General features: G+C 61.5%; 14 protein-coding genes and 1 pseudogene. 10 read left to right on the top strand and 5 right to left on the bottom strand.

Translation table 11 applies throughout. The features are described from left to right. Window positions 1–4 precede the first annotated feature (4 nt). On the top strand, window positions 5–1045 hold the full coding sequence (locus IB244_RS11615; RefSeq protein WP_192304274.1) for a zinc-dependent alcohol dehydrogenase family protein: 1041 nt from the start codon (window positions 5–7) through the stop codon (window positions 1043–1045). A 188-nt stretch (window positions 1046–1233) separates the two neighbouring features. Here the strand turns inward: IB244_RS11615 and IB244_RS11620 are convergent. Further along, window positions 1234–1476 (bottom strand): annotated as a pseudogene (locus IB244_RS11620) (hypothetical protein); the annotation flags it as partial. Window positions 1477–1656: 180 nt separating this feature from the next. Between IB244_RS11620 and IB244_RS11625 the strand changes: the two are divergent. From IB244_RS11625 to IB244_RS11645, 5 genes are all read left to right on the top strand, one after another. Next, a complete protein-coding gene (locus IB244_RS11625) occupies window positions 1657–2124 on the top strand; it encodes a cupin domain-containing protein (protein WP_192304275.1) in 468 nt (155 codons plus the stop codon). Between the two features lie 213 nt (window positions 2125–2337). After that, window positions 2338–3108: a trans-aconitate 2-methyltransferase gene (gene tam / locus IB244_RS11630; protein WP_192304277.1), complete on the top strand. Its 771-nt coding sequence runs from the start codon at window positions 2338–2340 to the stop codon at window positions 3106–3108. Window positions 3109–3254: 146 nt separating this feature from the next. Further along, window positions 3255–4763: a glucose-6-phosphate dehydrogenase gene (gene zwf, locus IB244_RS11635; protein ID WP_192304279.1), complete on the top strand. Its 1509-nt coding sequence runs from the start codon at window positions 3255–3257 to the stop codon at window positions 4761–4763. Between the two features lie 388 nt (window positions 4764–5151). After that, window positions 5152–5343 (top strand): hypothetical protein, encoded by a 192-nt coding sequence (locus IB244_RS11640; RefSeq protein ID WP_192241199.1) that lies wholly within the window; start codon window positions 5152–5154, stop codon window positions 5341–5343. 110 nt (window positions 5344–5453) lie between these two features. Next, window positions 5454–5885, top strand: a complete 432-nt coding sequence (locus IB244_RS11645) for a hypothetical protein (RefSeq protein WP_113113310.1) — start codon at window positions 5454–5456, stop codon at window positions 5883–5885. A gap of 56 nt (window positions 5886–5941) precedes the next feature. On the opposite strand, the gene IB244_RS11650 is transcribed toward IB244_RS11645, so the two are convergent. Further along, window positions 5942–6337, bottom strand: coding sequence for a hypothetical protein (locus IB244_RS11650; protein WP_018859602.1), 396 nt, complete (start codon window positions 6335–6337; stop codon window positions 5942–5944). A 231-nt stretch (window positions 6338–6568) separates the two neighbouring features. On the opposite strand from IB244_RS11650, the gene IB244_RS11655 reads away from it, so the two are divergent. Then, the gene (locus IB244_RS11655) at window positions 6569–8128 is read left to right on the top strand and encodes a helicase HerA-like C-terminal domain-containing protein (protein WP_192304281.1); all 1560 of its coding nucleotides are present in this window, start codon (window positions 6569–6571) and stop codon (window positions 8126–8128) included. Between the two features lie 57 nt (window positions 8129–8185). On the opposite strand, the gene IB244_RS11660 is transcribed toward IB244_RS11655, so the two are convergent. Beyond that, entirely contained in the window at window positions 8186–8488 is a 303-nt protein-coding gene (locus IB244_RS11660) for an alkylphosphonate utilization protein (protein ID WP_025662734.1), read from the bottom strand. Window positions 8489–8892: 404 nt separating this feature from the next. On the opposite strand from IB244_RS11660, the gene IB244_RS11665 reads away from it, so the two are divergent. Together IB244_RS11665 and IB244_RS11670 are read left to right on the top strand one after the other, a co-directional pair. Continuing rightward, window positions 8893–10413, top strand: coding sequence for an ABC-F family ATP-binding cassette domain-containing protein (locus tag IB244_RS11665; RefSeq protein WP_062370588.1), 1521 nt, complete (start codon window positions 8893–8895; stop codon window positions 10411–10413). 121 nt (window positions 10414–10534) lie between these two features. Beyond that, a complete protein-coding gene (locus tag IB244_RS11670) occupies window positions 10535–10975 on the top strand; it encodes a hypothetical protein (RefSeq protein WP_018859606.1) in 441 nt (146 codons plus the stop codon). Window positions 10976–11167: 192 nt separating this feature from the next. On the opposite strand, the gene IB244_RS11675 is transcribed toward IB244_RS11670, so the two are convergent. Beyond that, the gene (locus tag IB244_RS11675) at window positions 11168–12415 is read right to left on the bottom strand and encodes a hypothetical protein (RefSeq protein ID WP_192304283.1); all 1248 of its coding nucleotides are present in this window, start codon (window positions 12413–12415) and stop codon (window positions 11168–11170) included. 322 nt (window positions 12416–12737) lie between these two features. Here IB244_RS11675 and IB244_RS11680 point away from each other — a divergent pair, with 322 nt between their 5' ends. Next, a complete protein-coding gene (locus IB244_RS11680) occupies window positions 12738–13601 on the top strand; it encodes a transglutaminase-like cysteine peptidase (RefSeq protein WP_246734394.1) in 864 nt (287 codons plus the stop codon). Window positions 13602–13670: 69 nt separating this feature from the next. On the opposite strand, the gene IB244_RS11685 is transcribed toward IB244_RS11680, so the two are convergent. After that, entirely contained in the window at window positions 13671–14330 is a 660-nt protein-coding gene (locus tag IB244_RS11685; RefSeq protein WP_192304287.1) for a ribbon-helix-helix domain-containing protein, read from the bottom strand.

The following is a 14330-nucleotide window of genomic DNA, read 5'->3' on the forward strand; positions in this document are numbered from 1 at the left end:
ATCGATGAAAGCCATGTTCTACGACGCCTTTGAGAAGGCTCCCGAAATTCGCGCCCTGCCCGACCCCACGCCCAGCGAGGATGGCGTGGTCATTGCCGTCGGCGCGACCGGGCTCTGCCGCAGCGACTGGCACGGCTGGATGGGCCATGATCCTGATATCAAGCTGCCGCATGTGCCGGGCCATGAACTGGCCGGCAAGGTCGTCGCAACGGGCAAGGGCGTCGTGCGCTTCAAGGTCGGCGATCGCGTGACCGTACCCTTCGTGTCCGGCTGCGGCCATTGCGGCGAATGCCATTCCGGCAACCAGCAGGTCTGCCCGAACCAGTTCCAGCCCGGCTTCACGCATTGGGGTTCGTTTGCGGAATACGTGGCGATCGATTATGCCGACACCAACCTCGTGCACCTTCCCGACAGCATCGACGATGCGACGGCGGCAAGCCTCGGCTGCCGCTTTGCGACGTCGTTTCGCGCCGTTGCCGACCAGGCGCGCACCGGTCCCGGCGAATGGATCGCCGTTCACGGCTGCGGGGGCGTCGGCCTATCGGCGATCATGATCGCAACGGCGCTTGGCGCCAACGCCATCGGTATCGATCTCTCCGACGAGAAGCTCGCCTTCGCGCGCGAGTGCGGCGCGGTGGCCACGATCAATGCGAAGAGCGTCGCCGATGTGGCGGAAGCGGTTCGCGAGATCACCAAGGGTGGCGCGCATGTCTCGATCGACGCGCTCGGCCACCCCGTCACCTGCTTCAACTCGATCAAGAACCTGCGCCGGCGCGGGCGGCATGTGCAGGTCGGCCTCATGGTCGGCGAATATGCGACACCGCAGATCCCGATGGCGCAGGTGATCGGCCACGAGCTGGAGATCTACGGCAGCCACGGCATGCAGGCCTGGCGCTACGATGCGATGCTGTCGATGCTGACGTCAGGCAAGATCGCGCCACAGAAGCTAATCGGCCGGCGCATCACGCTTCAAGAGGCGATCCCGGGCTTGATGACGCTGGATCAGGCCGAAGGAGTCGGGATCAGTGTCATCACGCAGTTCTGACGGCTCGACCGCAACCGACTTCAATCAAAACGAGTGCTGCAGTTTGTAGCGTTACTGTGGTTGCGATTCATATTGCAGCGCTGCAGGCCATCGCGGCGTCCATCGCCAAGGACAATGCAAAGGCTTTGGGGGAAGTCGCCAAACGCATTCTGGCGGCGCAGGGCGAGGGCCAGGAGAGTGCTGCAGCCTTAAACGGTAGGCGCCAATGCGGTGCCGGTAACCTGTCCTTGCTTCACGCTCGGCAAATTGAGGGCCAGCGTGACATCGTTGATGATCCCCAGGCGCGCCTCGATCACTGCAATTTTCTCGGGCGTATCGGCATTGAGTGCTTCGATGTCGATGAACAGCTGCTCGCAGCCTCCAGGTGTGACGGTCCCGAACATCTGGCCCGGCTCGTCGCTGATATTCCGCCAGCTGTGCTGGACATGCGGCCGCTCTCGGACGAAGAGAGCCGCAAAGGGGCGATACGCCGCACCGTCTTGATGCCGACAGGATCATTGCCCATATGCCGGCCGACGCTGAAAACGCCAACCACGACGGACTTGAAGCCAGTTGCCATTGACCTTGGAAAGGTCTAACGGGCTCGCCGCCAAGAAAAAGAAAAGCGAGACATGATGTCCAACTCATTTGTAAAAGCGCCTGCCCAGGCGAGCGCGAAGGTGTTATTCGTGCTGGGCGATCGGATCGAGCGACGGGCTCGTCTGCAAGGAGCCTGGCTCAACATCTTCGACATTACCGTGCCGGCGGGCAGCCGGACGCCGCTGCACCGCCACGCCAGTCCCGAGGTCTTCAGGATCATCGAGGGTCGGCTGACGATCCGCCGCGCGACGGAGAACGGCATCGACGAGTTCGAGGCGACGACCGGCGACATCGTCCGCATCGAGGCGAACCAGCCGCACGCCTACTCCAATCCCGGCCATCAGGCCGCCGTCTTCTCGGCTATCGTCGACAGCGACATGGTGGAATTTCTGGAGGCAGCTGGCTCGCAGGAACCGCCGAAGGCGGCGCCGTCAGCGGAAACGCGGGACCGCATGAATGCCGCAGCCAACGCCCATGGGATCACCATATTGGCGGCCTGAGTCCTTTTGGTCTCCGCCCGAGACTATAGCTCGGGCGAGCCTCACCTGCTCCCTTAATAAATACTGTCATACAAAGACGATATGGGCGATTTCGTACGCGGCCTCTTGCGTTCGCCGCCGTTCGTCGACTGTATTTGAGCTCGACGCCGACCGGTCGCGACGTAGGCGCGATGCGAGCGCGCACCCTGGAAGCTAATTGTAAGGGAGATGGTCATGGCATGGTCTGCCAGCCAGTATGTCAAATTCGAGGATGAACGCACACGCCCGGCGCGGGATCTGTTGGCGCAGGTGCCGCTTGAACACGTCCGCCACGCCGTGGACCTCGGCTGCGGGCCGGGCAATTCGACGGAGCTGATTGTCGAGCGTTTCGGTGCCAAAGGCGTTTCCGGCCTGGACAGCGATCTGAACATGCTGGAAGCGGCTCGCAAGCGCATGCCCGGCACGCCCTTTGTCGAGGCCGACCTTGCCACCTGGCAGCCGAGCGAACCGGCGGACCTCCTCTTTGCGAATGCCGTCTTCCAGTGGCTGCCTGAGCACCTCGACATTTTCGATCGATTGATGGACGGACTTGCGCCGGGCGGCGTGCTGGCGGTGCAAATGCCCGATAATCTGGCCGAGCCGACGCATCTGCTGATGGAGGAGACAGCGCATGCCGGCCCGTGGAGAGCAGCGTTCGAGGCGCGGAGCGTTCGCCGCAAAACCCTGCCGCCGCCCTCCACCTATTACAGCCGGCTCATCGGCAAGGCCACCCGCGTCGACATCTGGCATACAGCCTACAACCATCCAATGGCTGACGCCGCGGCAATCGTCGAATGGGTCAAAGGAACGGGCCTGCGGCCCTATCTCGATCACGCCGGCGAAAAGCATCGCGAGGCGTTCCTGGCGGAGTATCTCGGCCGCGTTGAAAAGGCCTACCCGAAGATGTCGGACGGGCGCGTGTTGTTGCGCTTCCCGCGGATCTTCATGGTGGCGGTAAAGGGCTGACCCGCCTGGCAGATCGACCGGATCCCATTGGCCGGTCGACGGGTAGGACCGATTCTGGTGACATTGCCGTGCAATGCTCAGGCGGCATCCTGCTTGCCGCCGCACAAGCGCGCAGTATAGTCGATGGAAACAGCGAGGAAACCTTCATGGACGCCGCCCCCATTCCGTCAGCGACACTCGTCATCTTCGGCGCGACCGGCGACCTGACGCGGCGCCTGCTGATACCGGCGATCATCAATCTGACGCGAAGTGGATTGGTCGGCGACGATCTGAAGATCCTCGGCGTCGGCATAGAAGCTGGCGACGACGCCTCACTGGTTGCGAGGCTGGACAGCTTCCTAGCCGGATTGAGCGACCCGATCCGCCCGGAGACCGACGACGCCTGGCGGGGTCTGCGGCAGCGTATCTCCTATATTTCAGGCGATTTCACGCAAGATGGCATATTCGTCGAGATCAAGAAGCACCTGACCAACTGTAACGCAGCCTTCTACTTCGCGGTACCGCCGCAGTTCTTCGGCCCGCTGGTCGAAAAGCTGGCCCAGCACGGACTCACCAGCGAGACTGACGGATGCTTCCGGCGGATTGCCATCGAGAAGCCTTTCGGCACCGACCTCGCCTCGGCCCGCGCGCTGAACGCCCGCATCCTCGCCAATGTCTCCGAGAGCCAAGTTTACCGCCTCGACCACTTCCTGGGGAAGGAGACGGTACAGAATATTCTGACCGCCCGCTTTGCCAACATGATGATCGAGGCGCTCTGGAACAACAACTATATCGACCACGTGCAGATCAGCGCCGCCGAAACAGTCGACGTCGGCACGCGCGGCAAATTCTACGACGCGACCGGCGCAATGCGCGATATGATCCCCAATCATCTGTTCCAACTGCTGGCGATGATCGCGATGGAGGCCCCGAACGGATTTGGCGCCGAAGCGATCCGTACGGAAAAGAGCAAGGCGCTGAGCGCGTTGCGTATCTATACGCCGGAGGAAGCCGAAACACATGCCGTCCGCGGCGCCTACACATCAGGCAAGCTCGACGGAAACGACATTACCGCGTTCCGGGAAACCAAGGACGTCTCGCCCGACAGCAATACCGAAACCTTCGTCGCGATGAAGCTCTACGTCGATTCCTGGCGTTGGGCCGGCGTGCCCTTCTATCTCAGGACCGGCAAGGCGCTGAAGGCGCGCGATACGGAAGTCGTCATCACCTTCAAGCAGGTGCCCTTCGCGCAGTTTCGGAAAACGGATGTCGACCGTCACCTGCCGCCGAACAAGATGGTCATCCAGGTCCAGCCCGACGAGGGGCTGAGCGTCGAGATCTCCATCAAGTCGCCCGGCCTATCTGTCGACACCGTCCCGGTCTCGCTCGACTTCCGCTATGCCGACGAGTTCGACATCGGCAAGATGACCGGGTACGAGTCGCTGCTCTACGATCTTTTCACCGGTGACCAGACACTGTTCCAGCGCGCCGACGGCATCGAGGCCGGTTGGGCGGCGGTGCAACCCTTTCTGGATTTATGGGCGAAAAGCAGCGAAACGCCGGAGTCGTACGCGCCTGGAAGCAGTGGTCCATCCTGCGCCGACGAATTGATCCGCAGCGATGGCCGGGAGTGGCATGAACTGGGCGCAGCCACCCGCAACCCCGATCCAAAGTAAAGTCCGGAAATACACGCTTAACTAAAGTAAAACTGAATAGAATTTCCCGGACACTCGCGCATGGCGAGCATAGATATTGTACCATCTCGTATGGACGAGACCCATCGCAACACATTTATGGTGTGCTATACAAAATATGGATGTATTGACCCTTTCGCCTAGTATAGCGAAGATTCTCCGGCTGACCGCGTTGCTTTTTCTGTGCGACAAAGAAGGCGGGGTCCGTCCAACCCCGACGGGCCCTTCTTGTATTTTTCTAGTATTTGGCGAATAAAGTATATATTAGTCGAAATTGTTAAAGCTCGATTAATATATTTACTTGCGCTCTCTCGCCGCCTTGCTAAATCTATCTCGAGGGTTTTGGGGTATTGACATGGTAGATAGTCAATTGGCTAAGAATCGTTCGACTTCCGATCAGCGTATGGAAACCTGCAGGTCGGAGTTCGAACCCCTCCTTTTCGAGCTCATTCGCAATGGCGAGAAAAGGGGATGGAAGGCAGCCGAAATCGCGATGGCTCTGGCCGACGCTGCCGACGACGTCATCCTTAAGCTGGCAAGAGAAACGAAGAGCAAGCATTAAACCGGCTGCCTTGCCGGCTTTGATGCCATGACGCTTCAGAAGTGCCTCCCTAACACGCAAGAGAAGCTGTAGCTTGTCTCCAGTGATTCTCTTGCCGGTTAAGAGGCCCGATGTCGGAGTTGATTGCAGCCGTTCTTCTTGCCTGTGGATGCGTCAGCCTCGCCGAGGTTGCCGACTGGCCACCCGCGGACAGCTATGTTCCGAAGATCAGCTGCCAACAAAGCGACGCTGCCGAGCGCTGCGAACAGATCCGTGCTGATTGGACCGGCCTTTACGCGGATGCCATCGCCGGTCGCATCGAAAGTCAGAGGAAAATTTCTTTCTGCCTGAGCACCGGCTGCAACGAGGGCATCGTTGTCGAGCCTGTCCTTGGCTGTGCATGGCGTCAGGTTATTGCGGCATCGCACAACCCAGAGATCAACGACACCGACCGAACCAACATCGACCGTTATTGCGGCCCCCGTGTGCTTGACGATGCCGGACGCAAGGCTGCCGGCGACCAGTCGCAAGCCTGGCTGGCCTTGCTTGGCGTCACGCCGTAACCACAAAAGCGAACGGGCGGGAACAAGCCCGCCCGCCGAAAGTCTCGTTTTGCCGCTTAGACGAACTGGCTGAGGCCCGGAACCGAGCCGACAACCTCGTCCACGACTTCCTTGCCGGCGTGCTGCTCGGCAATCGCGATGGTTTCCTTGGCGAGCGTGGTGATCTCGCCCATGCCGAGGCCTTCCGACATCAGCTGCTGGCCGAGCGCCATGATGCCGCCGCCGCCGAGCGCGCCCATGATGCTGCCGAGGATCCCGCCGCCGCCGCTCGCGCCTTCGCCGTTGTACTTGGCAACGAGGTCCGAAGCGCCCGGAATGGCTTCGATCATCTTGGCGACCGGACCGTCTGCCGCCTCGCGCTGCAGGAAGCCGAGCATCATGCCCACCGCCTTTTCGGCCAGTTCCGGAGTGATGCCCACACGCGCGGCGATCTGGTCTACGATTTCATTCATTGTAAGCCTCCTATTTTTTGACGTTGACGTCAACGTTAGTCGAACTTTCCGGGCAACTCAAGCCGCCGGCCGCAAAAGCACGCTTTATCCTACTTTTCCTTTTAATGCAGACAGTTGTCCGCACCGGGCTCCCTGCTTATAACAGGGAAGCGATATTACAATGACCATGCGGAAACGACGCTCCGCATTTTGACGCAATCGGCGCCGACAGCCGCAGGGAGAATTTTCGAAATGCTCGAGGATGGCAAGATTTTCGTCGGCGTCAGCCGCAATCCGGATGACAGCATCAACAAGCCGGAATATCTCGACCTGAAATTCGGAAACCGCCACGGCCTGGTAACGGGCGCAACCGGCACCGGCAAGACGGTAACGCTGCAGGTGCTGGCCGAGGGCTTCTCGAGGGCCGGCGTGCCCGTCTTCTGCTCCGACATCAAGGGTGATCTTTCCGGTATCGCCGCCAAGGGCGAACCGAAGGATTTTCTCACCAAGCGCGCCGAGCAGATCGGCTTCGACGATTACGAGTTCGACCAGTTCCCGGTCATCTTCTGGGACCTTTTCGGCGAGAAGGGCCACCGCGTCCGCACCACCATTGCCGAAATGGGGCCGCTGCTCCTCGCGCGGCTGATGGATGCCTCCGAGCCGCAGGAAGGCGTCATCAACATCGCCTTCAAGCTCGCCGACCAGGGCGGCCTCCCTCTGCTCGACCTCAAGGACTTTTCCTCGCTGCTGAATTACATGGCGGAGAACGCAACCGAGCTTTCCAGCCAGTTCGGTCTGATCTCGAAGGCGTCGGTCGCCTCGATCCAGCGTGGTCTCCTTGTGCTGGAACAGCAGGGCGCCGAGCACTTCTTCGGCGAACCGGCGCTGAAGATCACCGACATCATGCGGACCAACAACCGCGGCTATGGCCAGATTTCCGTGCTCGCCGCCGACAAGCTGATGATGAACCCGCGGCTCTACGCGACCTTCCTGCTGTGGCTGCTGTCCGAGCTCTTCGAGGAGCTGCCAGAGGTGGGCGACCCGGAGAAGCCGAACCTCGTCTTCTTCTTCGACGAGGCGCACCTGCTCTTCAACGACGCGCCGAAGGTGCTGATCGAGCGCGTCGAACAAGTCGTCCGGCTCATCCGTTCGAAGGGGGTCGGCGTCTATTTCGTGACACAGAACCCGCTCGATGTGCCGGAAACCGTCCTCGCGCAGCTCGGCAACCGGGTGCAACATGCGCTGCGCGCCTATTCGCCGCGCGAGCAGAAGGCTGTGAGGACAGCGGCGGACACCTTCCGTCCCAACCCTGCCTTCGACTGCGCCACCGTCATCACTACGCTCGGCACTGGCGAAGCGCTGGTGTCGACACTGGAGGCGAAGGGCTCACCCTCGATCGTCGAGCGGACGCTGGTGCGCCCGCCGTCCGGACGCGTCGGCCCGTTGACCGATCCGGAGCGCCAGCAGGTCATGGATAAGAGCCCGGTGCTCGGGGTCTACGACGAAGATCTCGATCGTGAATCCGCCTTCGAGATTCTGGCGGCGCGCGCCAAGAAGGCATCCGACTCCGATGCAGCCAAGCAGGTGCAGCCGACCGAGCCGACCGAGGGCAGCGCCTCGGGCCGCTGGACACTGCCGGGCTTCGGCGATGATGAGACCGAACCGCAGGCCAAGAGCCAGGGCCGCGCCCGCTCCTCCGGCTACCAGCGCGAAACGGTCGTGGAAGCGGCGATGAAGAGCGTGGCCCGTACGGTGGCGACACAGGTCGGCCGGGCCCTGGTGCGCGGCATCCTCGGAAGTTTGAAGCGCTGAGCGGAAGGGGGCTATCGCCCTCGTTCCGCCCCGCGAAATCTTCTGCCCGTCACGCGCTCAACGCTTGCGGACGAACTCCGTACGCAAGACAAGGCCCTTGATGGTGTCGTGGCGACAGTCGATCTCTTCCGGGTTATCCGTCAAACGGATCGATCGGATAACCGTACCCTGCTTCAGGGTCTGATTGGCCCCCTTCACCTTCAGGTCCTTGATGAGGGCGACGGAATCGCCGTCCTTCAGGACGTTTCCGGCAGCATCCCGAACCTCAGCGGCCTGTGCGGCCGCGGCAGCCATTTCCGAAGCCGGACGCCATTCGCCCGTCACTTCATCATAAACGTAATCGTCGTCACCGCCTGCCATGGCGTCTCTCCTGGAATTTTAAGAATACCTGTCGAGCCGCTTACAGCAACCACGCTGCCCAATGCAAGTTCGGGAGCGCGACGGCGCAGCACAAGCGCTTTGGTTGCATTCCTGGGTTAGCAATGCTATTTCTCCTATGCGCTCAAAGAGAAAGGAGGGTCGCGTGCAAAATTTCTATTTCCGGTTCAACCGGCAACGTGGCTCCGTCAACGCCCTGCAAATGCGTTTGCAGGGCTGACCAGAGACCGTTTCTCACAAACTCTCTTCCCTGGTCTGCCCCTCGTGGCAGCAGTTTGGGCATTCGCCCGTCTGCAATACTCATCCACCGAGCTCGAAGCACACGCACGCGATGAAGGCTGCATGCCCTCGCCCGTGTGATCGCTCGGCAAGACCAGAGCAAGATCATGACCCTTATCAATATCCGCAATCTCGGCGTCACCCTCAGCGCACCGGTTTTTGCCAAGCTTGACCTCGTCATCAATGCCGGCGACCGCCTGGGGCTCGTCGCCGCCAACGGCCGCGGCAAGTCCACACTGCTCCGCTGCATTTCGGGAGCGCTCGAGGCAACCCACGGCGACATCACGCGCTCGCGCGGGCTGACGATCGGCTATGTCGAACAGGAGGTGCCAGCCAAGCTGCTTGACGTGCCGTTCCACGATGCTGTCCTTCAGGCGCTGCCTGCCGATCAGCAGGCGAACGAAAGCTGGCGCGTGGACATCGTGCTGGATTCGCTGGACGTGCCCGAAGCCTTGCGCAGCCGCCCGGTCAGGCAGCTCAGCGGCGGCTGGCAGCGGCTGGCGATGCTGGCGCGCACCTGGGTGATGGAGCCCGACGCGCTGCTGCTCGACGAGCCGACCAACCACCTCGATCTCGGCAAGATCGCGGCGCTTGAGGATTGGTTGAACGCCCTGCCCCGCGATGTGCCTGTGATCATCTCCAGCCACGACCGTGCCTTTCTCGATGCAGTCACCAATCGTACGCTGTTCCTGCGGCCGGAGCAGTCGCAGGTCTTCTCCCTGCCCTACAGCCGGGCGCGGGCAGCGCTTGATGAGGCGGACGCGGCCGACAGGAGACGCTACGAACGCGACATGAAGACTGCCGAGCAATTGCGCAAGCAAGCGGCGAAACTCAACAATATCGGCATCAACTCCGGCAGCGACCTGCTGGTTGTCAAGACAAAGCAGCTGAAGCAACGCGCCGACAAGCTCGAGGATGCGGCCAAGCCCGCCCATCTCGAGCGATCGGCCGGTGCGATCAAGCTCGCCAACCGCGGCACGCATGCCAAGGTGCTTGTGACACTCGACGAAGCGGAGGTCCGTACCCCTGAAGGCACGACACTCTTCCGGACCGGCAAGCAGTTCATCTGCCAGGGTGACCGGATCGTATTGCTCGGGGAGAACGGCGCCGGCAAATCACGGCTGATCGCGATGCTGCGAAAGGCAATCGGCCATCCGGAGACGGCGCAGGACGGCATCAAGGCCACCCCTTCGCTGGTGCTCGGCTATAGTGACCAGGCGCTGGCCGACTTGAAGGACAGCGATACGCCGATGGAGACGATCATCCGCCGCTTCGACGTTGGCGACCAGCGGGCGCGGGCGCTGCTCGCGGGGGCCGGCATGACCATCGACATGCAGTCGCGTCCGGTCGGGCGGCTGTCGGGCGGGCAGAAGGCGCGGCTCGGCATGCTGGTTTTGCGGCTGGCGGAGCCGAACTTCTATCTGCTCGACGAGCCGACCAACCACCTCGATATCGACGGGCAGGAAGCGCTGGAGGGCGAACTCATGGCCCACCAGGCGAGCTGCCTTGTTGTTTCCCACGACCGCAGCTTCGTGCGTGCCATCGGCAACCGGTTCTGGCAGATCGAGCGCCGGCGGCTGATCGAAGTGGAGAGTCCGGAGCCCTTCTTTGCGGCTGCACGGCCTTAGGGTCCGGACTCATGCAAGTCGGCGGCGTCGCGGACGGCGCTCCCTGGACCCAAGCAGCGAATTGCGAGGAGAGGCGATAGAGAGTAGAGTTCTCGACACCATTCGACTGGGGGACTAGGCAATGAGCAGATTGTTGATCCTGTCGGCTGGTGCCATCCTGGTACTAGCGTCCGTGGCGCATGCGGCGCCCTCTATGCAACCACTCAAGATCTCTAAGGAATGTAGCCAGTACACCGGCGAGACTCCGAGCTTCTGCACGATTACGGAATCGAATCTGGCGGCGATCCCGGCGGGTACCAAGATCTTGTACTATGGGCCGGTGACCGGCAGTCCCCTTTTCGGCAGTAGCACGGCTGTTATTGCCGTCGGAAACGGAGACACGGCGGTCGGGTACTGCGTCACCTACGACACCGCCAGCCCAATGCAAGGAACCTGTGCGTTTCATGCCGGCAGCGGGACGCTCGCCGGTTTCCAGGCGGTCGTCAAGGTCACGGTGGACGACAAGCAGATCTATCACTGGGACGGAGGCTACCTACTTGGCACCGACAAGGCCGCCAAGTGAGAGCAAAAGGAATGCTGCCTGGCCGTTTGACGTGAATTCGTGTCTGACTCCTGATTGGCAGGAGACAATGGCCGCGCGGCAACTGCGCTTCCGTTTGTCGGGCGGAGCACCTGCCGGCCGGGTCTCTTAGCGCTTCGCACGGCGCCTGGTGAAGTCGGACGCATACGGTCCGATGTCCAAGTGTGTGGGTTATCAGAAAGAGGCCGGCGTGGCACCGAGCAGGCTGAGCTTGCCGCCGTTAAGGGAATAAAGGCTCATCTTGCGCTCCACGGTACCCGCCGGCGTCAGCCTGAAGAGGCCGGTTACGCCGCGGAAGCCGACCTTGCTGGTCAGGTTCTGTGCGTTCATTCCCTCCGGTCCCTTTGTCCGGACAATGCCCGAGGCAACGGCAACAGCATCGTAGCCGTAAGCAGCGTCGGTGGAGAGCGTGCGCTTGTAGTGCCGCTGGTAGCGGTCGGCGATCATCGTCGCGCCTTCGGGCTCGACCATGGCAATCACCGTGCCTGCCACCGAGGGATCCGTATACGTCTGCGGCGGCCAAGCGCTGGTGCCGACGAAGGTGACGTTCGTCTTACCGCTGGCTTTTACGGCGCCGGCGATCGTCGTGGTGATCACCGTTTTCCCGAGCACGAGCACGGTGTCGGCATTCTGCAGATTGGCGCCCGCCCTCTTGACCGCATCAGCGGCGGCGGCGTCCGTCAGATCGTAGCGGGCAAGGCCGAGATACGTACCGCCGCCGGCCTGGATGGCGCCTGCCAACCGGGCCTCGTCAGCAGCCGGAAAATCGCTTTGGGCGAAAACCAGCACCTTCTTGTGGCCGCTGGCAGAGGCTGCCTGCACGCCTTCAATGGCGCTGTCGATCTCATCGGAAACGAAGTTGTAGACATTGCCCGATGTGGGCGGAACCGGCACGCCCAGATTGAGCAAAGCCGGCCGCTGGTCAGCCGGGACCGCAGCGATAGCTGATGTGACGGCAGGCGATGCGTAGCTGACGAGCATAACGGAACCGCGCGCCCTCGCCTCGCTGACGGCAGTCGCGGCGGCTGGAGCGCCGGAGGCCACGTCGACAACCTTCACGAAGACCTGGTTGCCGCCGAGTTCGCCGACGCCTAGGCCGGCACCGTCGCGCACGTCACGCGCAGCACCCTCATAGATGCCGGTCGTGCCTTTGGGGAGCAGCAGCGTGATCTCCGCTCCCGTTTCTCCGAAGTTTTCCTCGACTTCGCTCGAAGGTGCCTTGATGTCGTTGGTCTTCACGTTCTTGGCGATGCCATCGACGTCGGACTGGCAGCCCGAGACCACGCCGCAGGCGACGACGATCGACATTGCGAGAACGGATTTGATGAGTTTGAGGGGACCGGCGCCTTCCGAAAGCGACACTTGCCGTGTCGAGCGTAAACCATGCGAGCCTTGCACCGGCTCGATTGACTGCACTGTCACCTGTTCCCCCACTACTCGCAATCGCGGCCTTTTCCGGCCGTTTGACAGGATTTCATATCTGCACAGGCAACACCGGAAAGCAAACCCTTCGCCCAAACTTGGTTGACGGGCACACTAAACTTTTATGTTCTTTTGAACAGATAATTTATCCCAACCTTATCTATGATTAAATACCTGATTTTTATAGATTTTTTATACGGTTCTCGCAGCCAACGAGAGACCGCGATCCATGAAGCGCAGTATAAAAACAAGCAACATCGCTGCTTTTACTTTGTCTGCATTTTCAGCCGCATTTGCACCGAATACTTCGGCGGCATCCGTATTGCCGTCTTCGCAAATGTCGGGCGGGATTTACTCCGTTAACCTGGCGGCTGAAACGGCCCGCGCCCTGATGCTCGGCGGCGTCGCCAACCTCCTCAGCCTGGCGACGAAAAGTATCGGCACCATCGACGTTGCCGCGCTGACGCGCTCGCTACAGCCCGAGCCGGCCGGCTGGGTGAACGAGAGCGTTGCCCCTGCGCAGCCAGTCGCACGGCCGGCGATCGCCGCGCCGGCGGGCAGCGCCGCTTTCGGGACCGTCGCCATTCCTTTCAAGCGACTGGCTGCCCTGAAGAAGTTCGAACCGTCCCTGTCGGAAATGACCGATGGAACAGCCATTGACTGCAGCGCAGGCAAGTGCTCGGAGGCCGCGAACGCGATCAAGGTTGCCTTCAGCAAGACGTCGCAGTCCTCGATCCGCGACAAGCTGAACGCGGTCAACATCACGGTCAATCACACGATCCGCTACAGCCGCGACATCGACACCTACAAGGTGGCCGACTACTGGGCGACGCCCGCCGAAACGCTCTCCCGCCAGCAGGGCGATTGCGAGGACTTCGCGATCCTGAAGATGGCCGCGCTGCACGCCGAAGGCGTCGAACTCAAGGACATGTCCGTCATTGTCCTGTTCGATCAGAAGCGCCATTTCTACCACGCGGTGCTTTCTGTCGCGGTGAACGGCAACCGCTTCATCCTCGACAACATGCGTGACGAAGTTCTGCCGGATACCAGGCTGCCCGACTATGTGCCGCTCTACTCGATCGCGGACGGCAAGGGCTACCTGCACGGAACACGCACCGGCGCCAAGCAGGTTGCCTCGGCATTGCCACTCGAAAAGGTCGCTCCAGGCGAAGGCACGACGTTCTGAAAATCGCCGGCAAGATGCAGAAAAAGCGGCTGAATCTCGGCCGCGTTTTTCATGTCTTGGATTTTCTGGTCAGTAACGAGAGACATAGCCGATCAGCGTCGGCTTCTCATGCGTTGGCGCCAAAGCCAGATTGATCTGGCCCTTCATCGAGGCCGAGCCGACGGCTATGGTGAAGCCGGTGTTCAGCGTCTTGCCCCTGTGCCGATAGAGCGTGGCGATCGCCTCATCGATCTGCGTGTCGATCGAGAAGCGCAAGCTCTTCGTCAACTGCGCCGCATCACCAAGCGGAAGACGCTGGCGCAGCATGGTCAGGAAGGGATCGTTGAAGAGCTGGATCTTTTTTTCCTGTGTCAGCAGGATCGTCGGCGACGGCGATGCCTGGATGATGGCATTGACGTTTGCCATGGACGAGGCGTCTTCGACGGTATCCAGCCTGCGCAGCGCCCACTTGAAGCTGAGCACACGCAGCAGCGAGGCGAGGTTGCCGGACTCCGGCATCTGCGAGGCCGTATAGTGCACGAGGTCGGCCGTGCTCATCTTGCCGGCAGACGACATGCGGCCGAGGCCATCCCAGTAGATCCGCTCGAGGCGGATACCGCGGCGCTCGCCGCCTCGACCGACGACCGCCCGGAAGCGCGGCTCGATCTCATCGGCGCCGATGACAGGCAAAGGCTCCTCGATCGGCTCGAGTTCAGTGAGTGCGTTGCTGCCTGACTTGACGATCAGCAT

It is taken from the genome of Rhizobium sp. RHZ02, assembly GCF_014851575.1.
In the GTDB taxonomy this organism is placed as follows: Bacteria; Pseudomonadota; Alphaproteobacteria; order Rhizobiales; family Rhizobiaceae; genus Rhizobium; species Rhizobium altiplani.

Bases quoted from the DNA above. Each gene is read 5' to 3' on its own strand.
- IB244_RS11615 (WP_192304274.1), top strand. From the start codon at position 5: ATGAAAGCCATGTTCTACGACGCCTTTGAGAAGGCTCCCGAAATTCGC.
- IB244_RS11625 (WP_192304275.1), top strand. From the start codon at position 1,657: ATGATGTCCAACTCATTTGTAAAAGCGCCTGCCCAGGCGAGCGCGAAG.
- tam (WP_192304277.1), top strand. From the start codon at position 2,338: ATGGCATGGTCTGCCAGCCAGTATGTCAAATTCGAGGATGAACGCACA.
- zwf (WP_192304279.1), top strand. From the start codon at position 3,255: ATGGACGCCGCCCCCATTCCGTCAGCGACACTCGTCATCTTCGGCGCG.
- IB244_RS11645 (WP_113113310.1), top strand. From the start codon at position 5,454: ATGTCGGAGTTGATTGCAGCCGTTCTTCTTGCCTGTGGATGCGTCAGC.
- IB244_RS11650 (WP_018859602.1), bottom strand. From the start codon at position 6,337: ATGAATGAAATCGTAGACCAGATCGCCGCGCGTGTGGGCATCACTCCG.
- IB244_RS11655 (WP_192304281.1), top strand. From the start codon at position 6,569: ATGCTCGAGGATGGCAAGATTTTCGTCGGCGTCAGCCGCAATCCGGAT.
- IB244_RS11660 (WP_025662734.1), bottom strand. From the start codon at position 8,488: ATGGCAGGCGGTGACGACGATTACGTTTATGATGAAGTGACGGGCGAA.
- IB244_RS11665 (WP_062370588.1), top strand. From the start codon at position 8,893: ATGACCCTTATCAATATCCGCAATCTCGGCGTCACCCTCAGCGCACCG.
- IB244_RS11670 (WP_018859606.1), top strand. From the start codon at position 10,535: ATGAGCAGATTGTTGATCCTGTCGGCTGGTGCCATCCTGGTACTAGCG.
- IB244_RS11685 (WP_192304287.1), bottom strand. From the start codon at position 14,330: ATGCTGATCGTCAAGTCAGGCAGCAACGCACTCACTGAACTCGAGCCG.